At 71.6% G+C, this 22,014-nt stretch carries 19 protein-coding genes; 9 read left to right on the top strand and 10 right to left on the bottom strand.

Translation table 11 applies throughout. From position 1 onward, the window contains the following. Positions 1-30: 30 nt before the first annotated feature. Genes LG634_RS25635 through lysX form a run of 5 tightly spaced genes read right to left on the bottom strand, consistent with a single transcriptional unit; the run spans position 31 to position 8,313 of the window. On the bottom strand, positions 31-1,071 hold the full coding sequence (locus LG634_RS25635; RefSeq protein WP_226736746.1) for an acyl-CoA dehydrogenase family protein: 1,041 nt from the start codon (positions 1,069-1,071) through the stop codon (positions 31-33). A gap of 1 nt (position 1,072) precedes the next feature. Then, on the bottom strand, positions 1,073-2,224 hold the full coding sequence (locus tag LG634_RS25630; RefSeq protein ID WP_226736745.1) for an acyl-CoA dehydrogenase family protein: 1,152 nt from the start codon (positions 2,222-2,224) through the stop codon (positions 1,073-1,075). Between the two features lie 10 nt (positions 2,225-2,234). Beyond that, the gene (locus LG634_RS25625; RefSeq protein WP_226736764.1) at positions 2,235-6,272 is read right to left on the bottom strand and encodes a non-ribosomal peptide synthetase; all 4,038 of its coding nucleotides are present in this window, start codon (positions 6,270-6,272) and stop codon (positions 2,235-2,237) included. A 5-nt stretch (positions 6,273-6,277) separates the two neighbouring features. Next, complete coding sequence (locus tag LG634_RS25620; protein ID WP_226736743.1) at positions 6,278-7,438, bottom strand: M20/M25/M40 family metallo-hydrolase; 1,161 nt, start codon at positions 7,436-7,438, stop codon at positions 6,278-6,280. A gap of 2 nt (positions 7,439-7,440) precedes the next feature. Next, positions 7,441-8,313 (bottom strand): lysine biosynthesis protein LysX, encoded by an 873-nt coding sequence (gene lysX / locus LG634_RS25615; RefSeq protein ID WP_226736741.1) that lies wholly within the window; start codon positions 8,311-8,313, stop codon positions 7,441-7,443. A gap of 252 nt (positions 8,314-8,565) precedes the next feature. Between lysX and LG634_RS25610 the strand changes: the two genes are divergently transcribed. From LG634_RS25610 to LG634_RS25570, 9 genes are all read left to right on the top strand, one after another. Then, entirely contained in the window at positions 8,566-9,297 is a 732-nt protein-coding gene (locus tag LG634_RS25610) for a sulfotransferase-like domain-containing protein (RefSeq protein WP_226736740.1), read from the top strand. Between the two features lie 38 nt (positions 9,298-9,335). Further along, positions 9,336-10,049, top strand: a complete 714-nt coding sequence (locus LG634_RS25605) for a beta-sandwich domain-containing protein (protein WP_226736737.1) — start codon at positions 9,336-9,338, stop codon at positions 10,047-10,049. Position 10,050: 1 nt separating this feature from the next. Then, positions 10,051-11,088 carry a BtrH N-terminal domain-containing protein gene (locus tag LG634_RS25600; RefSeq protein ID WP_226736735.1) on the top strand — a complete coding sequence of 346 codons (1,038 nt, stop codon included), beginning with the start codon at positions 10,051-10,053 and terminating at the stop codon, positions 11,086-11,088. A 43-nt stretch (positions 11,089-11,131) separates the two neighbouring features. Then, on the top strand, positions 11,132-12,427 hold the full coding sequence (locus LG634_RS25595) for a DegT/DnrJ/EryC1/StrS family aminotransferase (RefSeq protein ID WP_226736733.1): 1,296 nt from the start codon (positions 11,132-11,134) through the stop codon (positions 12,425-12,427). Beyond that, a complete protein-coding gene (locus tag LG634_RS25590) occupies positions 12,424-13,266 on the top strand; it encodes a transketolase (protein WP_226736731.1) in 843 nt (280 codons plus the stop codon). The genes LG634_RS25595 and LG634_RS25590 overlap by 4 nt, the downstream gene beginning before the upstream one ends. Then, a complete protein-coding gene (locus LG634_RS25585) occupies positions 13,263-14,231 on the top strand; it encodes a transketolase family protein (RefSeq protein ID WP_226736729.1) in 969 nt (322 codons plus the stop codon). The genes LG634_RS25590 and LG634_RS25585 overlap by 4 nt, the downstream gene beginning before the upstream one ends. 8 nt (positions 14,232-14,239) lie before the next feature. Beyond that, positions 14,240-14,419, top strand: a complete 180-nt coding sequence (locus LG634_RS25580) for a lysine biosynthesis protein LysW (protein WP_264203582.1) — start codon at positions 14,240-14,242, stop codon at positions 14,417-14,419. Between the two features lie 209 nt (positions 14,420-14,628). Next, positions 14,629-16,026 carry a glutamine synthetase family protein gene (locus LG634_RS25575; protein WP_226736726.1) on the top strand — a complete coding sequence of 466 codons (1,398 nt, stop codon included), beginning with the start codon at positions 14,629-14,631 and terminating at the stop codon, positions 16,024-16,026. 10 nt (positions 16,027-16,036) lie between these two features. Next, positions 16,037-16,750: a 4'-phosphopantetheinyl transferase family protein gene (locus tag LG634_RS25570; RefSeq protein WP_226736724.1), complete on the top strand. Its 714-nt coding sequence runs from the start codon at positions 16,037-16,039 to the stop codon at positions 16,748-16,750. 192 nt (positions 16,751-16,942) lie between these two features. On the opposite strand, the gene LG634_RS25565 is transcribed toward LG634_RS25570, so the two are convergent. From LG634_RS25565 to argC, 5 genes are read right to left on the bottom strand one after another with little or no spacing between them, the layout of a single operon-like run. Beyond that, positions 16,943-18,229 carry a sulfate adenylyltransferase subunit 1 gene (locus LG634_RS25565; protein WP_226736722.1) on the bottom strand — a complete coding sequence of 429 codons (1,287 nt, stop codon included), beginning with the start codon at positions 18,227-18,229 and terminating at the stop codon, positions 16,943-16,945. 17 nt (positions 18,230-18,246) lie between these two features. Further along, positions 18,247-19,185, bottom strand: a complete 939-nt coding sequence (gene cysD / locus LG634_RS25560) for a sulfate adenylyltransferase subunit CysD (protein ID WP_226736762.1) — start codon at positions 19,183-19,185, stop codon at positions 18,247-18,249. A gap of 5 nt (positions 19,186-19,190) precedes the next feature. Next, the gene (gene cysC / locus LG634_RS25555; protein WP_226736721.1) at positions 19,191-19,754 is read right to left on the bottom strand and encodes an adenylyl-sulfate kinase; all 564 of its coding nucleotides are present in this window, start codon (positions 19,752-19,754) and stop codon (positions 19,191-19,193) included. Continuing rightward, positions 19,751-20,623 (bottom strand): [LysW]-aminoadipate kinase, encoded by an 873-nt coding sequence (locus LG634_RS25550; protein ID WP_226736719.1) that lies wholly within the window; start codon positions 20,621-20,623, stop codon positions 19,751-19,753. The genes cysC and LG634_RS25550 overlap by 4 nt, the downstream gene beginning before the upstream one ends. 39 nt (positions 20,624-20,662) lie before the next feature. Further along, positions 20,663-21,694, bottom strand: coding sequence for an N-acetyl-gamma-glutamyl-phosphate reductase (argC, locus tag LG634_RS25545; RefSeq protein ID WP_226736717.1), 1,032 nt, complete (start codon positions 21,692-21,694; stop codon positions 20,663-20,665). Positions 21,695-22,014: the final 320 nt, after the last annotated feature.

Below are 22,014 nucleotides of genomic sequence, written 5' to 3'. Positions count from 1 at the left end.
GCGGCCGGCCGCCGCCACCCGGAGCTCCGGTCAGGCGGCGGCACGCCGGGCCGACCGGACCCGGTCGGCACCGACCATCCGCCAGAGCACGGCGGGATCTCCGTACCGGGCGGACTCGGCTGCGGCCAGCCGGAAGTACCGGTGCAGGCCCAGTTCCGACGTCATCGCGCGCACCCCGCAGCTCTGCATGCTCAGACGCACGACGTCCCGCGCGGTCTCGGAGGCCATCGCCAGCGCCGAGAGCGGCGAGGTGCGGACGGCGTCCGGCTCGTAGTCGACCAGCCAGGCCCCTCGGTGGACGGCCGCCCTCGTCGCACGCAGCGCCACCATCGCGCGCGCCAAGGGGAACGACACCGCCGGCAGGTCGCGCAGCCTGGTGCCGAACTGCTGCCGGGAACAGGCGTATTCCACGGCGGTGCGATGCGCGCCGTCGGCGATGCCCAGCAGGTAGGCGGCCTGCCGCAGCCGTGCGCGCGCGAGCGGACCGGTGGGCGCGTCGTCCAGGGCACCGACGATGCCTGCCGTGGTGATCGGGGTGGCCTCGAACCGGACGGCCGGCGGCCAGCACCCGTCCTGCGGGGTGACGCCGTGCGCCCCGCGCTCCACCGCGACGAACACCGGAGCGCCGTCGACCTCGGTGGCCACCAGAAACAGGCTCGCGCCCACGTCGTCGACGGTGGCCGTGCCGGTCAGCTCCCAGCCGCCGGCCCGCGGCGCCGCGGTGATCCCGCTGCCGGTGGGCAGGGCTTCGAGGCCGGCCAGGGCCGCGCCCGGCACGCTGACGCCCAGGTCGGCGGCGAACGCGTCGGCCCGGTAGGAGTTGCCGCGTGCCGCACGGCCGAGCTCCTCGCCGACCAGGACGCCGGCACTCAGCCCCAGGTCGAGTCCGCCGGCGCCGGCCGGGCGTTCGAAGTCGGCCGCCTCCAGCGCGTCGAGCACCGTACGGGTCGGGCCGCCGGAGCCGTCGGTCACCGGGGCGCCGTGCAGCTCGATCCGGGCAGGGACGCCGGCAAGCCCCGCACGCAGGGCCTTGCGCAGCCGGCCGGCGAGCGGGTCCGGGGTGAGGTCCATGTCAGTCTTCCTGTCCGATGGAGTCGAGCGAGGCGGCCATGATCTGGAGCATCACTTCCGAGGTCCCCGCCGAGAGCGTGAGCCCGGGTGCCTCCCGGTAGGCGGACTCCAGGGTCGTGGCCGCTCCGGTGCGGTTCGCCCGCTGCTCCGGGCTCGGGATGCCGGCGGCCCAGACCGCGATCGACTGGGCGAGTTCGCTGCTGTGATATTTGGCGACCGCTGTCGAGACCTGATCGACCCGGTCCGCCGCGATCCCGGTGAGGACCTCCCAGGCGAGGACGTGGTCGGCGGTCAGCATGCCGTGCCAGCGTCCGATCTGTTCCAGGCGTCCGTCGGACACGGACTCGGGGCCGCCGTCCGCCAGGGCTTCGAGGGCGGCGTCCAGCCAGCGTTCCGCCTTCAAGTGGTAGTCCAGACCGGTGCGTTCGATGGCGAGGGCCTCGTTGAGCAGCGGCCAGCCCTCGTCGCGCGGACCGAGGAGGTTCGTGCCCGGCACCGCGACCGCGTCGAGATCCACGCGGTGGAAGTGCTCGTCGCCGACACCGGGGATCGTCGACACCGTCACACCAGGGGCCCGCATGTCGACCAGGAACAGGCTGATGCCCTGGTACTTGCCCGCGCCCGGTGTCGTACGGGCGGCGCACAGGCCGAGGTCGACGAACCGGGTCTTCAGGCTGAACACCTTCGTGCCGGTGATGCGGTAGCCGTCTCCGTCCGGCTCGGCCACCGCCCGCAGCGCGCCCAGGTCGGAGCCCGCGTCGGGCTCCGTGTAGAGAACCGATGCGAAGCTCTCGCCGCGGGCGATGGCGGGCAGATACCGCCGCTTCTGTTCGTCGCTGCCCGCCATCAGCAGGAACTGGCCCACGATCTGGACGGTGTTGACGTGGAAGGTGTCCGGTACGCCTGCGCGCACCAGCTCCTCGGCGACGATCGCGGCATCGGCCGGTGAGCGGCCCCGGCCGCCGTACTCGACGGGCCAGTGCACGGTGAGCAGGCCCAGCTCGCCGAGCATCCGGTAGAGCGGGCGCCCGTCGGGCTCGACGCCGTACGCGCCGGTGGCCGCGGCCGCCGCGGCCTGTACCTCTGCGGAGCGCAGGGTCTTCCGCACGTCCGCCCGGAACCGCTCCTGCTCCTCTGTGAATCCGAACCGCATGTGTGTCTCCTCAGGAGGCGAGCGTCTCTTCGATCGCCGCGACGACCCGGCCGAGCGCAGACCGGGTGAACAGGGTGTAGTGATCGCCGGGCACGCGCTCGGTCCGGAACGGGCCCGTGCACACCGCCCGCCACTGCTCTTCCATGGCGATGTGCGAGGAGGCGACAAGCACGGTGACCGGTCCGCCGTAGGGGGCCGGCGGGCGGTAGGCCTGCATGGACAGGGCGGAGGACCGGAACGTCGCGAAGCGGGCGGCCAGCTCCCGGTCGGTGAGCTCCAGCTCCACGCCGAGGCCGGCGAGACTCTCCCGGACCCCGGCCACCCCTGCGGCCGGGTCGTCGAGGACCGCGTCCACCTCGGGGCCCTCGCGTCCGGTCAGCCGCGCGACGTCGTGCACGAACCGCTGCCGCACCGTCGCCTCGTCCAGGAGCACGGAGTCCTCGTCATAGGCGGCGTCGAGCAGGATCACCGGTGGCTGCTCCCCGGTCTTCTCCTCGATCTGCCGGGCGACTTCGAAGGCGAGCACGCCCCCGTACGACCAGCCGGCCAGACAGCACGACGCGGGCAGACCGGTCTCGATCAGGGAACGCGCGATCCGTGCGGCGGTGACCGCCATCGCCTCCTGCGCGGGCACCTCGGTGTCCCGCGGGTCGGCGGCGAAGCCGGTCACGCCGATGCCGCCGCGCAGCGCCCTGGCCAGCGGGATGTAGCAGAACAGCTCGCCGCCCGACGGGTGCAGCAGGATCACCTGCGCCGGGCCCGCCTCGCGCATCACCACCGGTGCCCTGCCGGGATCCCGCCCGGACGTACCCGTCGGCGCGTCGAGCGGGTCGCCGTCTTCGTCGCGGCGCGCGGCGCGGACGGTGTCGATGGTGGCGGCCAGGTGCGCGACCGTGGGGGAGGCGAAGAAATCGCCGAGCGCGATCTCCACACCGAACCTGCGGTTGATCGCCGACATCAGCTGGACGGCCTGGAGGCTGTTGCCGCCCGCCAGGAAGAAGTCGTCGTGCACGCCGATCCGGTCGTCGCGCAGCAGCGGGGTGAGCACGTCGTGCAGCAGCGTGCGTTCCGTCCCGGTCAGAGACCCGGCGCCGTACCCCCCACCCGCCCGGCTCAGGTCGGGGGCGGGCAGCCTGCGCCAGTCGACCTTGCCGCTGCTGGTCAGCGGCAGCTCGTCGCGGACCACGAAGAACGACGGAATCATGTACGAGGGCAGGAGCGCGCCCAGATGCTCGCGCACGGCGGGCACCTGCTGCTCGGTGACCCCGGTCAGGTACCCGACCAGGTGCTTGTCCCCGTTGTCATCGCTCCACGCCCGGACGCTGACCGGACCGATCCCTCCGAAGCCGGTCAGCGCCGACTCCACCTCGCCCAGTTCGATCCGCAGACCGCGGATCTTGACCTGCTGGTCGATGCGGCCGAGGAAGACGAGGCGTCCGTCGGGAAGCCGCTTCACCAGGTCCCCGGTCCGGTAGAGGCGGCCACCGGGTGCGGTGCCGAACGGGTCGGGGACGAACTTCTCGGCGGTCAGCTCGTCGCGGTTGAGGTAGCCGCGCGCCAACCCCGCGCCGCCGATCACGAGTTCACCGGGTGTGCCGATCGGGACCTGGCGCAGTTCGCGGTCGAGGACGTGCGCCACGTGGTTGGTCATGGGCAGGCCGATCGGCGGGGAGGCGTCCCAGGTGCCGCCGCACTCCTCGACGATCATCGTCACGGTGCACTCGGTCGGCCCGTAGCCGTTGAACAGGCGCCGGCCCCGGTTCCACCGGTTCACCAGCTCACCGCTGAACGCCTCGCCGCCGACGAACGCGATCCGCAGGTCGGGGAAGTTCTCCGGCGTCAGCAGCGGCATCACGGTCGGGGGCAGGTCGATGACGGTGATGCGGGCCTGCTCCATCAGCGCTTGGAGCCGGTCGACCGACAGCCGTTCCTCGCCGGTCGCGAGGTACAGGCGGGCCCCGGTCAGCAGCGCCGAGAACGTCTCGAAGACGGAGACGTCAAAGGTCGACGAGGCGAACCCGAGCACCCGGTCGGCCGGTGTCAGCTCGAACAGCTCGCGTGCGGAGTCGATGAAATTGACGACTCCGCGGTGCTCGAGGAGCACGCCCTTCGGCTTGCCGGTGCTGCCGGAGGTGTAGATGACGTACGCGATGTCGTCGGGTCCCGCCGCGAGTGGCGGGTTGTCGCAGGGCAGCCCCGCCAGTTCGTCGCGGACCTCGTCCAGTACCACGACGGGAGCGCCGACCTCGCTCACGGCCCTGCCTGCCTCGGGGTGCGCGAGCACCACCCGCAGCCGGGCGTCGGCGGTGATCTCGGCGACGCGCCCCGGGGGATGCGCCGGGTCGAGCGGCACGTAGGCCGCGCCGGCCTTGAGCACCGCAAGGATCGCGGTGGGCAGGTCCAGATCCCTGCGCAGGCACAGGCCGACCCGGGCCCCCGGCTCCACACCGTGCTCGCGCAGCAGGGCGGCGAGCCGGTTCGCCCGGGCGTTGAGCTCGGCGTAGCAGGTCTCGACACCGGAAACGACGACGGCCACGCCGTCCGGGGTCTCCGCCGCCCGCGCCTCGAACTCCGCGACCACAGTGGACTCGCGAACGGGCCGCACCGGGCCCTTGGCGGCCTCGGCGAGGAACAGCTTGTCCGCGGGGCTCAGCATCTCCGCCGCGGCCGGCCGGGTGTCCGGGGCGCCGGTCAGGGTGTGCAGCAGTCCGTCGTAGTGCCGGGCGAACCGGGCGATGCTCTCGGCGTCGAACAGGTCGGTGTTGAACTCGATGGCGAGGACCGCGTCGGTACCGGGCTCCACCGGCCGGATCAGAGTCCAGCTCATGTCCAGGCTCGTGGTGGTGGCGGGAATCTCCTCGTACGAGGTGTGGATGCCGGGCAGGGCGGCCGTGGTGTCCGCGTCCGCCGTGCCGAACGCGATCTGGAAGACGGGGGAGCGCGACGGGTCGACGACCGGGTCCACCGCTTCGACCAGCTTGTCGAAGGGCAGGCCGGCGTGATCATCGGCCTCCGCGGTCGCGCGCGCGATCCGCCGGACCAGCTCGCGGAAGGTCGGGTCACCGGAGAGGTCCGCGCGCAGTACCCGCAGATCGGTGAAGCGCCCGACCGCCGAGGACACGGCGTCGTGGCGGCGGTTCTCGTCCGGCGAGCCGATCACCAGGTCGTCGATGCCCGAGTAGCGGTGCAGCAGGGTGCAGAACGCTGCGACGAGGACGTCGTACGGCTGCGCTCCGGCCTGTCGGGCCAGTTCCTCGGCCCGGTCCAGGGCGTCACGCCCGACGGTGAAGCCGGCGCGGGCGGCCGCGAAGGTGCGGGCCTCGCCGCGCGGCCGGTCGGTCGGGAACTCCAGGACCTCGGCGCCCGCCAGCTTCTTGCGCCAGTACGCGCCGATCTCGTCCAGAGCGGCGCCGTCGAGCCGGTCGTGCTGCCACCGGGCGTAGTCCGGGTACTGCACCGGAACGTCGGGCAGGTTCGGTGCGCCGCCGTCGGCCAGGGCCTCGTAGAACGCCGCGATTTCACGCATCAGAACGCCGCGGGAGCGGGTGTCGCAGATGACGGCCGGCAGGTCGAGCAGGAACAGGTGATCGTCCGGCTCGACCCGGATCAGTGCCGCGCGCCACATGGGCGTACGGCCCAGGTCGAACGGTTCGGCGGCCCGTTGCGCGAGGAGGGTCCGTGCTGCCGCGACGTCCCCCGCTTCGATCACAGGCAGGTCGACCGGGACCTCGGTGGCGACGACCTGCATCGTGGCGCCCTCGCGCTCGACGATCGCGGTCCGCAGCGCCTCGTGGCGGGCCACGACCGAAGCCAGTGCCGCGCGCAGCACGTTCGTGTCGAGGCTGCCCCGAAGACGCAGGCACAGGGGGATGCCGGGGACCGGCTGACCGAGGAACCGCAGGGAGCGCTGGGCGTGCGACAGCGGCGTCGGGCCGGTGTCGCCGCGCGAGGTCGGACCGCGCCGCGCCACGGCCTTCGCGTGCTCGCGCAGCCCGTCGAGGAACCGCGCGCGGCGCTGTGGGGTCAGCGCGGCGATCCGCTGCGTCATGTCGGTCACCGGAGGCTCCTGATGCGCAGCGGCGCCTCGCCCGCCGGCCGGCCGTCCGGGCGTGCGGGCAGGTGCGCCAACTCCGAGAGGGCGATGGTCAGTACGTCGATGGCCCGCATGTAGTCCGAGAGCACGATGTGCTCGTCGTCCGCGTGATCGAGACTGCTGTCGCCCGGGCCGTAGGTCGCCATGGGGATGTCCCAGACCTCGGCGAGGGTGTTCATGTCCGAGGTGGCCGTCTTCACCGCAAGACGTGGCCGGGCGTGCAGGCGCCGGATGCCGGACACCAGCGCGCGGACCGCCGGGTCGGCCCGGCCCACCCGGCAGGCAGCCACCGAGTTCAGCACTTCGAGGGTGCCGGCCGGCAGCCGCTCACGCAGCGTGCTCACCAGCCCGTCGACGTCGAATCCCGGGGGGATGCGGATGCTGAGGTCCGCGGTCGCCGAGGTCAGGTCGCCGTTGACCTGGCACAACGTCGCACCCGGCTGGTCGAACACGCCGTGGCTCGCGTCGGGTCCGAGCAGTTCGACCAGTGTCTCCCAGCAGGTGACGGCCAGCTCGGACGCCTTCGGTACCGGGTTGCTCGGGTGGGTGGCGGAACACTTGACGGTGTAGCGCAGGTCCAGCTTCCCCTTGTAGCCGAGGACCACGCTCGACCAGCCGCTCGGTTCGCCGATGATCAGCGCGTCCGGCCGGGCGTGGGTGGCTCGGATCGCCATCGCGCCACGCGAGCGCGGGGTCTCCTCCTCGACGACACCGATCACCACGATCCGGCCGCGGAAGTCCACCGCGCCGGCCGCGGCGCAGATCATCGTCGCGAGCGGTCCCTTCGCGTCCACGGCACCGCGGCCGTAGAGCCGGCCGTCCTCGGAGCGGACCGGGACCTGACCGGACACGGTGTCCGTGTGTCCGAGCAGCATCACGGTCGGGCCGTCACCGCGCTCGATCACGCCGATCACGTTGCCCACGCCGTCGATGTGCGCCCGGAAACCCAGGTCCTTCATCGCTCCGACCAGGTAGTCGGCCAGCGCGCGCTCTTGGTAGGACGGAGAGGGGATCTCCAGCATCCCCCGCAGCAGCCCGGCGGCGTACGTCTCGGTGACCTTGTGCGAGGAACCGAGGTGGCCGCGCTGTTGCGGCGGCCGGAGAGGGGACGCCCAGTTCATCGTTACGCTCGTTCCAGTAGGTGGTCGATGATGTGGTCCGCGACGTTGACCTGGTCGCCGAGTGCGGATTGGAAGCCGGAGAACTCGACCCGGTGGTTGACCTCCAGGACCAGCAGCCGGCCGTCGCGGTCCTCGATCAGATCGACACCGGCGATGTCGGCGCCGACGGCGGCGGCCGCCTGGAGGGAGAGCTTGTCGATCTCCGGTGTCACCTCGCACGGCCGGGTCTGCCCACCGAGTGCGACATTGGTGCGCAGGGACTCGCCGGTCCGGTACACGGCGCCCAGCACCTGACCGCCGACCACGATCACCCTGATGTCCCGGCCGGGCTTTTCGATCAGCTCCTGCACGTATCCGAGGTGCGACTGGGGTCCGGACAGCGCGGCGGCGTACTCGAGGACCCCTTCCGCACCGGCGCGGTCGTGCAGCGGGACCACCAGCCGGCCCCACGAGCCGACCAGTGGCTTGATGACGGCCGGGTACCCGATGGAGTCCAGGGCGGCCAGCGCGGCCTGCGGAGTGAGGCCGAGCGCGGTGCGCGGTGTCGCCACCCCGGCCGCCTCCAGGGCCATGGTGGTGCGCCACTTGTCGCCGCACACCTCGGTCGCCTCCGTGCTGTTGACCACGTGGACGCCCGCGGCGGTGAGGCAGCGGGCCGCATAAGCCGCGCGGAACTGACCGATCTCCCGGTTCAGTGCAAGACCCCAGGGCAGGGCGTGCCGGCCGGCCGCGAACCACTGGCTGCGCGTGTCGACGTGGTCGAAGGGGACACCCCGCCGGTCGAACGCGTCGAACAGCCTCTTCTCGTCCGCCCCGACCCTGCTGGCGAGCACCGCGACCCTGCGGTCACCTGGGCGCTCCGACGTCGCTGACACGTGACCTCCAGATGTGAACCACTGATGGACTGGACGCCGCAATCGAGCTTGCCGCGTGGAAGGCAAACTACGAGTGCGCCGGAATCATGCGCGTCCGAGCCAAGCTCAGTCATGGGGACGCATCGCGTTGACGTTCCCCCCATACGGTTGCGAACTCTGATTACCCGGCGCCCGTCCGCGCTGTGTCACGCTGGACCGGATTTCGATATCTGCCGAATGAGTTCGCGGCACACCGAGGAAAATGGGGGAATCGTGGGAAACACACCGGAGCGGATCCCGGTACTCGCCCTGTGGAGCGCGCCGCGCTGCCGGTCCACCGCGTTCGCGCGGATGATGGCCGAGCGCGACGACCACGCCGTTGTGCACGAACCGCTCTCCCGGGTGGTCGACTTCGGCGAGGTGGAGGTCGGCGACCGGATCGCGCACAATGAGCAGGACGTGCTCGCGGCGCTGCGCGCGATCGCTGCGGACAAGCCGGTGTTCTTCAAGGACACGACGGACTTCCACTATCCGGCGCTCCTCGCCGACGAGGAATTCCTCGCGGCCGCGACCCACACGTTCATCATCCGCGATCCGGCCGAGGCCATCGCCTCGCACCACAAGCTCAACCCCGACCTCGGCCGTGACGAGATCGGCTTCGCCCGGCTGTACGAGATCTTCGCCGCGGTGCAGGCCGCCACCGGGACCACGCCGGTCGTGATCGACTCCGACGATCTGCTCGACCGCCCGGCCGAGACGGTGCGCGCGTACTGCGAGGCGGTGGGGATCCCCTTCGTCCCGGAGGCGCTGACCTGGCAGCCGGGCATGCGCGCGGAGTGGCAGTCGACCAGCAAGTGGCACCAGTCGACCAGCCGGACCGCCGGCTTCGCGCGCACTTCGGACGGGTCGGCCGAGATCGTCGCGGCGAACCCGACCCTGAGCGCCTACCGCGACCACCACATGCCGTACTACGAGAAGCTGCGTGCTGCCGCGCTGCGGCCGTGAGTCCGCGGGCAGGAACGGACAGGGCGATTGTCCGGCGGGTGCACAGAGCGGCATTTCGAGAATTCAAGACGCTCAGGGCGTGGGCGAAAGGAAGGACTGACCGTCCGGTCCTCGGCAGCCCCGGGCTGCTGAGACTTGAGGAGGTCTGTAATGAGGTGGGTCACTTGACGGAAATCTCGGCACTCCCCGCCGGAATCGGACTGTACGACACGGTCGACATCTCCGGCCATCGCAACAACACGGCCATTTCGGCGGCGACGGAGACCGGCGCGGGCGCATTCAATGTGTGGAGGAACTCTTTTGCCGCCGAATACCTGCCCGCGGGCGGAAGTCTCGTCCACGTGGACGGCGTTCCCTTTGAGTTCCCCCCGGTCTGTGAAGGGCCGGACAACATTCGCTGCGCCGGGCAGTTCATCCGTGTCCCCGAGGGCCGTTACGACTGGATCCATGTGCTGGCGGCGTCCGAACGCCGCAGCGAGGACACCGTCGAGCTGAACTTCGCCGACGGCTCGGTCGACGCGGAAGCGCTCCGGGTCTCCGACTTCTGGGCGGCACCTCCGTGGTTCGGAGAGGTCAGGGCTTTCGAGAGCCTCGTCATGCACTACCCGCACCACGTGCAGCGCGGCATCCCTGCGGTCATGTGGGCGCAGCGGGTCCCGGTGACCCGGCGCGCCGGTCTCACCGGCATCCTGCTGCCCCGCAACGTCGCGGTGCATGTCTTCGCCCTCACCCTGCAGCGGACGGAGTCCTGACATGACCGTCGAGGCGACGGCACGTACGTACACGATCACCGGTCCTGAACCCGAGCTCTGGTATCGCGACCTCATCAGCTGCCTGCAGGCCACGTTCGGTTCGGTGCTGGCCCGGGCGGGCGCCGACCCGCTGGCCGTGCTCGGCGCAGGCTGGGAGTTCCTGCACGTGCCGGGAGACGTCAGGTCCGAAGAGTTCTACTACCCGTGCGCCGACGGGGACCTGGGCCGTGCCCTCGCCCCGCACCACGATCTGGGCGCCCGCTGGTGGCAGCCCGCGGACGAGGACGACGTGTGGCGGGAGGTGCGCGAGCAGCTGGCCGCCGACCGGCTCGTCATCGCCGCCGTGGACAATTTCCACCTGCCGTTCAGGCCCGCGTACGGGGATGTGCACGCCGCGCACCTCGTGGTGATCCACGGTCTGGACGAGACGCGTGGCGTGGTCCACGTCTCGGACGCGATGCCGCCCGCCTTTCGCGGCGCCGTTCCCATCCAGGCGTTCCTGCGCAGCTGGGGCTCGGCCAATCCCACCGACGTGCAGGACGCCTTCTTCAGCGACTCGAAGATCGGCCGGCGCTGCCTCGACGTCCGTCTCGGCACGCAACCGGCGCCCCTGACACCGGAGCTGCTGGGCGGATACCTGCGCGCCAACACCGAGGGCTTCACCACGGAGACCTCCGCCCGTACGGGGCTCTCCGGGTACGACGCGTTCGCCGCGGAACTGGCAGAGCGGTGCCGGGCCGGGGACGCGGGAGCGCTGCGCGAGCTGTACCCGTTCGGCTGGGCCATGCAGGCCCAGGCCTCGCTCCACGGCGAACTGCTGCGCCGCTGCGGCCGTGACTGGGACGACCCGGTGCTCGCCGGGGCGGGCCGCGCGGTCGAGTCCGTTGCCCACGCGTGGACCGGCCTGCGGTTCACCGGCGCGCACGGCCTCGACGCACCGCGCGCGGTCACGGCCGACATCTCGCACCACGCCACGCTGCTGCGCGGTGCCTACGCGCGCGCGATCGACGCCGTCGGCGCGGCGGCGGCACGGCTGTGACCCCACCCGGACCGACCTCCGCGACCGAGCGGAATGGAGAGTGATGAGCAAGCTGGCAGCGTTCGGCGGCACGGCGTCCGTGCCGAGGGACCGGCGCCATGTGCAGTGGCCGCTGATCGAGGACGAGGACCGGAAGGCCGTCCTCGACGCACTCGACGGCCCCCGCCTGGTGTCGGACACCGACGGCGTGAACGCGGTGTCCCAACTCGAGGAGTACTGGGCCCGCCGCTTCGGCCACGAGACGTGCGTCGCGGTGTCCAACGGCACCGCGGCCCTGGCCCTCGCCCTGGCCGCGCTCGGCATCGGTCCCGGCGACGAGGTGATCGTGCCCGCGTTCAGCTTCATCGCCACCGGGCTCGCCCCCGTCCACCAGATGGCGGTGCCGGTCTTCGCCGACATCGACCCGGTCACCTTCAACATCGATCCGGACGACGTCGAGCGCCGGATCACCCACCGGACCAAGGCGATCATCCCCGTGCACCTGCACGGCGCGCCCGCCGACATGGACCGGCTCACCGCGATCGCCCGCAAGCACGGCCTCGCGATCGTCGAGGACGCCGCCCAGGCTCCCGGCGCGACGCACCGCGGACGGCCGGTCGGCGCCATCGGTGACGCGGGCGCCTTCAGCCTCCAGGTCAGCAAGAACATACCGACCTGTGGCGAGGGCGGCCTGGTGGTCACCCAGGACGCCGGACTGGCCGCGGAGATCCGCCGCGGACGGCAGTTCGGCGAGGACATCGTGGCCGGCCGGGACCGCGACTACATCTCGTACGGCCTGGGCTGGAACTACAAGATGAACGCCCTCCAGGCCGCCTTCACCATGACGCAGCTCGACCGGTTCGACGCCTACGAACGGGCCCGGCAGGAGAACGTCACGGGCTTCCTCGCGCGCCTGGCCGGGCTGCCGGGCCTGACGGTGCCCACCGCACTGCCGGACACCACTCACGCCTGGCACATCCTGCGCTTCCGCTTCGACCCTGCCGCGTTCGGCCTCGACGGCGTGCGGCCCGAGGCGCTGCGCTCGGCGCTGCGGCGGCTGCTGCGCGCCGAGGGCGTCCCGATGTCGCAGTACCAGCTGATGCCGCTGCCCGACCAGAAGGTCTTCGTGGACCGCGTCGGCTTCGGCTCCGGCCACCCGTGGTCCGTGACCGGTGCGAGCGGTACGACCGCGGGCGAGGGCTACCCGGTGACCCGTGCGGTCATCGCCGACTCGCTCACCATCCAGAAGCGCCATCTCCACCCGGGCGCCGGCGAACTGCTCGGCCTGTACGCCGACGCCTTCGAGAAGGTCTGGGCGAACCGGGACATGGTGGCCACGCTCGCGAAGGCGGCCTCATGACCGTCACCCGGATCCGGGAGCGGGAGACCCTGCAGGCGGTCGCCGCACGCATCCGCTCGCACGTCGTCGACATGTGCGCGGGGCCCGAAGGCGGCCACCTCGGCGGCGCGTTCTCCAGCGCCGACATCCTCGCCGCGCTGTACTCCTCGGTGCTGATGGTGGACCCGCAGCGGCCGGACGACCCGGATCGCGACCGCTTCCTCCTCAGCAAGGGCCACGCCGCCGTCGGTCTCTACGCGACGCTGGCCGAACACGGCTTCTTCCCGGTCGAGGAACTCGCCGGATACGGACGCCCCGGCAGCAGGCTGATGGGCCATCCGGTGCGCGCGGTGCCCGGTGTGGAGCTGCCGACCGGTTCGCTCGGTCACGGACTCGCGCTGGGCTGCGGGTTCGCGCTGGCCGCCCGGTACGCCGGCCGTGACGCGCGCACCTTCGTACTGCTCGGTGACGGCGAGCTCCAGGAGGGCTCGGTGTGGGAGGCGGCCATCGCGGCCGCGTCGCTGCGCCTCGACCGGCTCGTGGCGGTGGTGGACCGCAACGGGCTCCAGCTGACCGGGGCCACCGAGGGGATCGCCCCGATGGAACCACTGGCCGACCGCTGGCGCAGTTTCGGATGGGCGGTGCGCGACGTGGACGGCCATGACCCGGACCGACTCGCGGACCACCTCAACGCCGCACCGTGGGAACCGGGCAAGCCGAGCGTGCTGATCGCCCGCACGGTCAAGGGCCAGGGCCTTCCCTTCCTCGCCGGCCGCAGCGCCAGTCACTACGTGACCCTGTCGCCCCGCAATCACGCGCGGGCGGCCCGCGCACTGCAAGCCATGGAGGCCACCGGATGACGCGCGCGACCCGAGAGGCCTACCGGGACAGCCTGCTGCCCCTGCTCCGGCGGCATCCCGAACTGATCTGCCTGGACTCCGACACCGGTCTCTTCAACGCCGAGTACGCCGCGACCGCCGGCGACCAGTACCTCAACCTCGGCATCGCCGAGCAGAACCTCATGGGCGTGGCGGCGGGGATGGCCGCGTGCGGGCGGATCCCGTTCGTCAACACGATGGCGGCCTTCGCCACGTCCCGGGCGCTGGAAGCAATCAAGATCGACATCGCCTACAACAAGCTGCCGGTCCGCATCATGGCCACCCACGGCGGTCTCGCCGCGGGCCACCTCGGCCCGACGCACCAGGCCCTGGAAGACCTCGCCGTGATGCGGGTACTGCCCGGAATGACCGTGGTGGTGCCCGCCGACGCCGCCGCCACGGAGGCGTTCGTCGAGCAGAGCCTGAACCTGGCCGGACCGCTCTACGTCCGGCTCGGCCGCAAACCGACCCCGGCACTGCCCGCGGCCCCGCCACCGGTCATCGGAAAGGCGCAGACACTGCGGCAGGGCGGCGACGTGGTCCTCGCGAGCTGCGGACCCTACCCGGTACTCGCCTGCCTCGCGGCAGCGGACGTCCTCGCCGGACAGGGCATCGAGGCCACCGTGCTGAACATGCACACGCTGCGCCCGTTCGACACGGAGACGCTGGTGACCGCGGCCCGCCCCGCCTCGCTCGTCGTGACGCTGGAAGAGCACTGGCGCAGCGGCGGCCTCGGCGGCGCGGTCGCCGAGACTCTGGCGGAGGCGGCGCCCACCCGGGTGCTGAGGCTGGGGATGCCGGACCGGTTCGTCGACGAGGTGGGCAACCAGGAACACCTCGTCGCACATTACGACCTCACCGCGGAGCAGGTCGTCAGGGCGGTCCGTACCGCCCTCGACACGGAGGCCCGCTCCGGCAGGACCGATCGAAGGGAACTCATCTCGTGACCGCGACCATGACCAAGACCACCGCACAGGCCTGTCCGGAGTGCGAGGAACAGGTACGGATCGGCGATTCGGTGCGGCTCAACGAGATCCTGGAGTGCGTGGGCTGCCGCAGCGAACTGGAGATCGTGGCACTGAACCCCACGGTGCTCGCCCTCGCCCCCGAGGTCGAAGAGGACTGGGGCGAGTAGGCCCGGGGCAGACCGCCGGCAGGAAAGCCGAACGGCGGCGCAGCACCAAGGAACGCGACGGCTCCTCCACAGGACCCGGTCCTCCGGCGGCAGGCCTTCAGAGCCGGCCGCCGCGGACCGGGTCCGCTTCCTCGCAGCCGCACACACGAACCCCGAAGCCCCTTCTGGGCCATCTCCCAAGCACACCCCGAACCAAGGAGGCGCCATCCGTGGCTGACCGAAACCCCCCGCTCGAGGTCGAGGAGCTGCGCCGCCTCGTGGACAGCGGCGAGATCCACACGGTCATCCTCGCCTTTCCCGACATGCAGGGGCGCCTGCAGGGCAAGAGGTTCGCCGCCCCGTTCTTCCTCGCCGAGGTGCTCGAGCACGGCACCGAGGGCTGCAACTACCTGCTCGCGGTGGACGCCGACATGAACACCGTCGACGGGTACGCCATGTCGTCCTGGGAGCGCGGCTACGGCGACTTCGCGATGCGGCCCGACACCGCCACGCTGCGCCGCGTCCCCTGGCAGCCCGGCACCGCGCTGGTCGTCGCCGACCTCGCCTGGAACGACGGCTCGCCGGTCGCCGAAGCGCCGCGCCGGATCCTGCGCCGGCAGATCGAGCGCCTCGCCCAGGCCGGACTGGAGAAGGAGGGGCAGAGGTGGACTGCGCAGGTCGGCACGGAGCTGGAGTTCATCGTCTTCCGCGACACCTACGAAGACGCCTGGAAGCGCGCCTACCACGACCTCACCCCGGCCAATCTGTACAACATCGACTACTCGGTCCTCGGCACCGGCCGCGTCGAGCCCCTCCTCGCCCGCATCCGCAACGACATGGCGGGCGCCGGGCTCACGGTCGAGTCCGCCAAGGGCGAGTGCAACCTCGGCCAGCAGGAGATCGTCTTCCGCTACGACGAGGCGCTCGCCACCTGCGACCAGCACGCCATCTACAAGACCGGCGCCAAGGAGATCGCCTCCCAGGAGGGCATGGCGCTCACCTTCATGGCGAAGTTCAACGAGCGCGAGGGCAACTCCTGCCACATCCACCTCTCCCTGACGAACGAGGCGGGGCGCCCGGTGATGGCCGGGGACGGCCTCGGCGGCATGTCCCCGGTGATGGAGCACTTCCTCGCCGGGCAGCTCGCCGCCCTGCGTGACTTCACGCTCCTCTATGCGCCCCACATCAACTCCTACAAGCGGTTCCGGCCCGGCTCCTTCGCGCCCACGGCCGCCGCCTGGGGCTTCGACAACCGCACGTGCGCACTGCGCGTCGTCGGCCGCGGCCCGTCGCTGCGCCTGGAGAACCGGGTGCCCGGCGGTGACGTCAACCCCCACCTCGCCGTGGCCGGCCTCATCGCCGCCGGCTTGTACGGCATCGAGAACGAGCTGCCCCTGCCGGCACCCTGCGCGGGCAACGCCTACTCCGCCGCCGACGGCGTGCGCGTCCCGACCGTCCCCACGACGCTGGGCGAAGCCGCTGCTCTCTGGGAACGCAGCGAGATCGCCCGCGAGGCCTTCGGGGACGACGTCGTCGAGCACTACCGGAACATGGCGCGCGTCGAACTGGACGCGTTCGACGGCGCGGTCACCGACTGGGAGCGGTTCCGCTCCTTCGAGCGCATGTGAGGGAACGGCTGTGGACCTGACGGGCACCGGAGCACGCGTTGTGGACGACGTGCACGTCTGGGCGCTGCAGCTGCCGGCCGGTGTCCCGGACGCGTGGCTCGACCGGTCGGTCCTGGACGAGGGGGAGCGCCGTCGCATGGCGGCCCTCACCCACGACGGTGACCGTGTGCTCTACGGGTTCGCCCACGTGGCGCTCCGTGTGGTCCTGGCGGCTCTGACCGGCGCGGCACCCGGCGCACTACGCTTCGCCCGCGCCCCCTGCCCTTGCTGCCGGGAGCCCCACGGGCGGCCCGTCCTGCCCTCCGCACCCCTGGAGTTCTCGCTGTCACACAGCCGGGATCTGGTGCTGATCGGAGTCGCGCCGGTCCCGATCGGCGTCGATGCGGAGCCCGTGCCGGACCCGGAGGCCGCGGCGCAGCTCGCGCACTTGCTGCATCCGTCGGAAAGCGCGGAAGTCGAGGCTGCGGCCCCGGAAGACCGGCCGGCAGCCTTCGCCCGCCTGTGGGCTCGCAAGGAGGCCTATCTGAAGGGCCTGGGCACCGGCCTTCGCCGCGGCCTCGCGGTGGACGACGTACGCGCCGGCCTGCCGGGCTGGCAGCTCACCGACGTCCCGCTGGGCACCGGATACGCCGCTGCCGTTGCGGTGAATTCCCCGGAACCCTGCGCGGTCCGCATGCACCGCGCCCTTCCGGCGTGCCCGGACGTGACGGCGACCGGCAGCTGATCAGGCGGTACCGGCGCCGGACGGCCAGGCGGGAGGAGCCCGGGCCGCGCGCTCGTGGTCCGCTCCACCGGTCGGGTGGAGCGGACCACGGGGCGCCGCCAAGCCGTGGTCACGCCGCCAGCGAAGCGCTCGCGGTGACCACCGATGACGTCCTGGGCCCTGCCGCCCGGTCAAGACCACCGGGGCCGGCCCTCACGCGCCGATCATCCCGGCGGCGAGCGTCGCCCCGTCCTGCGGGTCGATGAGCAGGAACGAGCCGGTCCGCCGGTTCTCCAGGTAGTCGTCGACGGCGAGCGGCTCGGCGGTGCGGATCCGCACGCCGCCGATGTCGTTGACGGCCAGGACGTCATCGCAGGGCAGCCGGTGCGCGTCGGTGACGTCCAGGCGGTAGTCGATCTGCTCCACCATCGCGGGGACCGTCCTGGTGGTGTGCTTGAGCAGCACCCGCTGGCGCGTGCGCAGCGGACGGTCGTGCAGGTTGCAGACCTTGGCGCTGAGGTGACGGACCGTCCGGGGAGCGGCGCCCGCGGTCAGCATGTCGCCCCGGGAGATGTCGACGTCGTCGGCGAGCCGGACGGCCACCGGCTGGAGTGCCCTCACGGTGTCGGTCTCGCGGCCGAGCACGCTGAGGCCGGCGACCGTGGAGGCCGTCCCGGACGGCTGCACGACCACGGGGTCGCCGACCCTGAGCAGGCCGGAGGCGAGCTGCCCGGTCAGCCAGCGTTCCACCGACTGCCGGTCGCCGGAGGGGTTGCGGATCACGTACTGCACCGGAAGCCGCACCGGCATGTCGGCCGGTTCTGCGCCGAGCGGCACGTTCTCCAGATGGGACAGCAGCGTGTCACCGCCGTACCAGTCCATGCGTGCCGACGGTACGACGACGTTGTCGCCCGTCAGCGCCGACATCGGGATGGCGGTGACGTCGGCGATGCCCAGCTTGCCCGCCCGCTCGGCGAACTCCTCCGCGATCTCGGCGAAGACCGACTCCCGGTAGCCGACGGTGTCCATTTTGTTGACCGCCAGCACGACCTGCGGGACCCGGAGCAGGGCCGCGATCGCGCAGTGCTTCATCGTCTGGGCGACCACCCCCTGGCGCGCGTCGACGAGGATCACCGCCAGGTCCGCGGTGGACGCACCGGTGACCATGTTGCGCGTGAACTGCACGTGGCCCGGTGTGTCCGCGAGGATGAACCGCCGCTTGGGCGTCGCGAAGTAGCGGTAGGCCACGTCGATGGTGATGCCCTGCTCCCGTTCCGCCCGCAGGCCGTCGGTGAGCAGCGCCAGGTCGGGCCCGTCCTGGCCCCGCCTGCGTGAGACCTCCTCGATGGCCGCCGCCTGGTCGGCGAGAACGGACTTGGTGTCGTACAGCAGCCGTCCGACCAACGTGGACTTGCCGTCGTCGACCGACCCGCAGGTGGCCAGCCGCAGCAGGCCACCCGGGAACCGGCCGGACGCGCCGCCCTGAACTGCCTTCTCCATGACGCCTGTTGACATGTCTAGAAGTACCCTTCTCGCTTGCGGTCCTCCATGGCTGCCTCGGACAGCCGGTCGTCGGCCCGGCTCGCACCGCGCTCGGTCACCCGGCTCGCCGCGATCTCCGCGATCACGGCGCCGACCGCCCCGGCCGACGAGTCGACTGCGCCGGTGCAGGACATGTCACCCACCGTCCGGTACCGGACCTGGCGCTCGCACAGGGACTCGTCGTCCCGGGGGCCGCCCCAGTCACCGGGCGCCAGCCACATGCCGTCGCGCCGGAACACCTTGCGCCAGTGCGCGAAGTAGATCTCCGGCAGCTCGATGCCCTCCTGCTCGATGTACTGCCAGACGTCGAGTTCGGTCCAGTTGGACAGGGGGAAGACCCGGACGTGCTCGCCCGGCTGGTGGCGCCCGTTGTACAGCTGCCACAGCTCGGGCCGCTGCCGGCGCGGATCCCAGCCGCCGAACTCGTCCCGCAGGCTGAAGATCCGCTCCTTGGCGCGGGCCTTCTCCTCGTCGCGCCTGCCGCCGCCGAAGACCGCACCGAAGCGGCCCTCACGGACTGCGTCCAGCAGGGGTACGGTCTGCAGCGGGTTGCGGGTGCCGTCGGGCCGCTCGCGGAGCCTTCCGTCGTCGATGTACGACTGTACGGACGCCACGTCGAGGCGGAGTCCGTGCTTCTCGACGATGCGGTCGCGGTAGGCGATCACCTCGGGGAAGTTGTGGCCGGTGTCCACGTGCAGCAGCGAGAACGGCAGTGGCGCCGGAGCGAACGCCTTGAGCGCCACGTGCAGCATGACGATCGAGTCCTTGCCGCCGGAGAACAGCAGCGTCGACCGGTCGAATTCTCCCGCCACCTCACGGAAGACGTGTGCCGCCTCGGCTTCCAGGGCTTCGAGGTGGGTCATGGGGGAGGGTGCCGGGGAGTGCTGCGGGCCGGCGGGCGCGGCCGGGGTCATGACGCTCATGACAGACCTTCCTCGGTGAGCAGCGCGTGCACCTGCCGGACCGACTCCTCGACGGTCAGGTCCTGCGTGTGGAGGCGCAGCCGGGGGCGGACCGGCGCCTCGTAGGGGTCGTCCGCGCCGGTGAGACCGCTGAGTCCGCCCGCGGCCTGCATGGCGTACAGGCCCTTCACGTCCCGGTCCGCGCAGATCTCCACCGGAGTCGCCACATGCACCTCGAGGTAGGGGACGCCCTGTGCGGCGTGCCGGTCACGCACCGCGTCCCGTGACATCGCGTACGGAGCGATCACCGGCACCAGCACGGTGACGCCGTGTGCGGCGAGCAGGCCGGCCACGTAGCCGATCCGACGCACGTTGGTGTCCCGGTCCTCCTTCGAGAAGCCCAGTTCCGCCGAGAGCGCCGCACGGACCTCGTCGCCGTCGAGTACCTGCACGCGGTGTCCCTCGGCCTGCAGCCGCTCGGCGAGGCCCACCGCGATGGTGGTCTTGCCTGCGCTCGGCAGTCCGGTCAGCCATACCGTGCCGCCCTGCCACGCGGCTGGTTTGCCATTCGGTTCGGTCATGCGCGGATCTCCGTTTCGCGGGAGCTGTGGACCGGCTCGTCGGCAGGGGCGATGCGCACCGTGGTGCCGGCTCCTGCGAGTGCCCGGCTGACGGGGTCGGGGGTACGTCCGTCCGCGATGCGCACGGTGCCGACACCGCCGGCGAGTGCCTCGCGTGCGGCGATGAGCTTGAGTGCCATGCCGCCGGTGGCGGACGGGTCGGGCGGGCCGGTCGGGGATACGTGATGGGTGCCCTGCACGCTGGTGGGGTCGTCGGGGTCGGCGAGTACGCCGGGTGCCCCGGTGAGCAGCAGGAGCCGGTCGGCGCCGAGCGCGACGGCGAGCGCCGCCGCGGCACGGTCGGCGTCGACGTTGACCGGGTGGTCGTGTTCGTCGATGGCGGGCGGCGAGACGACCGGGACGTGACCGATGCGCAGCAGCGTCTCGAGCAGTTCGGTCCGGACGGTGGTGAGCCGGCCGCTGTGGTTGTCGCGGATGAGCACGGTGCGGCCGTCGACGACGGTGCGGATGACGGACTTGCGGCGGGCGCGGAGCATGCCGCCGTCCATGCCGGTGAGTCCGACCGCGGGCACGTCGTGGCGGGCGAGCTCCGCGACCAGCTTGGGTTTGACCGAGCCGGTCAGCGCGAGGACGACCACGTCGAGCGTGGCCGGGTCGGTGTAGCGCGTGGTGACGTTGTCCGGGGCGACGAGTGTGCGCTGCGGCACGCCGAGTTCCCCGGCGAGCCGCCTGATCTCTCCGGAGCCTCCGTGGACCAGGACGACGGAGTGCCCTTCGCGGACGAGGCGGGCGATGTCGGCACAGATGCCCGCGGCGTCGACGGCCGGATTGCCGCCGCACTTGACGACGGTGAGTGGTGTGCTGGTCACGATCTCTCCGGTGGGCGGGGGCGGGAGGGCTGGGTGCAACTAAAGGGGGTGGAGGCCGGGGAAGGTCAGGCCGAGTGCTTCGGGCCGGCCCATGCGGATGTTGAGGCACTGGACGGCGTTGCCCGCACCGCCCTTGACGAGGTTGTCGAGGGCGCCGATGGCGGTCAGGCGCCCGGTGTCCTCGTCCAGTGCGTACCCGACGTCGCAGAAGTTGGATCCCAGGAGGATCTTCGGGTCGGGATAGCGGAAGATGCCGCGCTGGTGGGCGACGACGCGGACGAAGGGTTCCTCGGCGTACTGCCGGCGGTAGGCCCGCCGGACGGCGGCTTTGTCGACGCCGGGACGCAGGGTGGCGTGGCAGATGGTCTGGACCCCGCGGACGGCTTCGACGCCCGTGGCGGTCATCCTTGCCGGCACTCCCAGGTGCTGGGAGATCTCCGCCTCGTGACGGTGGCTGGTGGGAGCGAACACCCGCATCGCGCCGCTGCGTTCGGCGTGCAGATTCGCCGGGCCGGCGGTGGACCCGGAGCCGCTGGAGCCGGTGCGGGCGTCGATCTGGACCCCCGCACCCGTCTCGATCAGACCGTGCTCGACGAGCGGGTGGAGGGCCAGCACGCCGGACGTGGCCATGCAGCCGGGCACGCTGATCAGGTTCGCGCTGCGCAGCCGCTCGCGGTGCAGTTCGGGCAGGCCGGGCACGAAGGCGTCCAGCAGATGCGGGGCCTGGTGCTCCTCGCCGTAATAGCGCTCGAAGGCCGACGGGTCGTCGAGGCGGAAGTCACCGGTCAGGTCGATGACGAGTTCGGCCCGCTGGGTCCAGTGGTCGATCTGGGTCATCACGGCCCGGTGCGGCAGGGCCAGGAAGACCGCGTCGCACTCGCCGACCTCGTCGGCGGAGCAGAACAGCAGATCGGTGGAGGCCCGCAGATTCGGATGCACCCCGTCGACCCGCTTGCCGGGGAAACGCGAGGAAACCGCGCCGACCACCTCGACCTCGGGGTGACCGATCAGCAGTCGCAGCAGCTCTCCGCCGATATAGCCGGCCGCTCCGGCCACCGCCACCCTTATCACGACTCCACCCCGATCAAGAATTCGCTCAAGGCCACGGCCATGCGGCTCTCCCTTTCACTCACACATGCCTGATCGACCGGCGCAACCGTCCGCCGCATCGAAAACGCAACCTACGAACCCATCCGCCCCGGACACGTCCGCGGCAAAAGCATTCCCGATGACGCATCGGGATGACATTCCGGCCGCATGACTACGCGTCCCGATTACTCGGCGGCAATCCCGTCCGTGTCACCCTGAAAGACGCACCGGAATGTTGCGACGCGCCCTTCTGCTCCGGCTTACCCGCCGGAGGGCGGCGAGCGTGTGAACCACGCAGAATC

The organism is Streptomyces bambusae (assembly GCF_020532645.1).
Lineage (GTDB): Bacteria > Actinomycetota > Actinomycetes > Streptomycetales > Streptomycetaceae > Streptomyces > Streptomyces bambusae.
The sequence above is the reverse complement of the archived record's forward strand: the minus strand, read 5'-3'. Positions and strand labels throughout refer to the sequence as shown.

Coding starts and splice junctions, on each gene's coding strand:
- LG634_RS25580 (WP_264203582.1), top strand. CDS start 14,240: ATGACCAAGACCACCGCACAGGCCTGTCCGGAGTGCGAGGAACAGGTA.
- cysC (WP_226736721.1), bottom strand. CDS start 19,754: ATGACCGAACCGAATGGCAAACCAGCCGCGTGGCAGGGCGGCACGGTA.
- LG634_RS25565 (WP_226736722.1), bottom strand. CDS start 18,229: ATGGAGAAGGCAGTTCAGGGCGGCGCGTCCGGCCGGTTCCCGGGTGGC.
- LG634_RS25590 (WP_226736731.1), top strand. CDS start 12,424: ATGACCGTCACCCGGATCCGGGAGCGGGAGACCCTGCAGGCGGTCGCC.
- LG634_RS25620 (WP_226736743.1), bottom strand. CDS start 7,438: ATGAACTGGGCGTCCCCTCTCCGGCCGCCGCAACAGCGCGGCCACCTC.
- cysD (WP_226736762.1), bottom strand. CDS start 19,185: ATGACCCCGGCCGCGCCCGCCGGCCCGCAGCACTCCCCGGCACCCTCC.
- LG634_RS25600 (WP_226736735.1), top strand. CDS start 10,051: ATGACCGTCGAGGCGACGGCACGTACGTACACGATCACCGGTCCTGAA.
- LG634_RS25635 (WP_226736746.1), bottom strand. CDS start 1,071: ATGGACCTCACCCCGGACCCGCTCGCCGGCCGGCTGCGCAAGGCCCTG.
- LG634_RS25630 (WP_226736745.1), bottom strand. CDS start 2,224: ATGCGGTTCGGATTCACAGAGGAGCAGGAGCGGTTCCGGGCGGACGTG.
- LG634_RS25595 (WP_226736733.1), top strand. CDS start 11,132: ATGAGCAAGCTGGCAGCGTTCGGCGGCACGGCGTCCGTGCCGAGGGAC.
- LG634_RS25585 (WP_226736729.1), top strand. CDS start 13,263: ATGACGCGCGCGACCCGAGAGGCCTACCGGGACAGCCTGCTGCCCCTG.
- LG634_RS25625 (WP_226736764.1), bottom strand. CDS start 6,272: ATGACGCAGCGGATCGCCGCGCTGACCCCACAGCGCCGCGCGCGGTTC.